The following is a 238-nucleotide window of genomic DNA, read 5'->3' as shown; positions in this document are numbered from 1 at the left end:
AATTAACTATTTCGACTTTATCTTTAAAGCTTATACTATTTATAATTGACTTCTTGATTTCACTATCAATTTTTTCTGAAGCTAAAAGCGCGTTAAAATATACATCAGATACATTAGCCTGATCATTTTCAATATGGAAAGCAGCTTCCACGAACCTTGTTGACAACTCTCTTTCATCGCACCAACTTTCTAGAAATCGAGTCAACCATAGAACACGACGTTTATCAGCCTGACTACC

1 protein-coding gene is annotated in these 238 nt (G+C 34.0%); it reads right to left on the bottom strand.

Translation table 11 applies throughout. The features are described 5' to 3' along the window. A partial coding sequence (locus R0K30_RS23405) for a hypothetical protein (protein WP_410613411.1) occupies positions 1–238 on the bottom strand: 238 nt, incomplete at both ends.

The sequence above is a fragment of the Bacillus sp. SIMBA_154 genome (assembly GCF_046536015.1).
Classification (GTDB): Bacteria; Bacillota; Bacilli; order Bacillales; family Bacillaceae; genus Bacillus; species Bacillus pumilus_P.
This window is presented reverse-complemented; position numbering and strand designations above follow the sequence as displayed.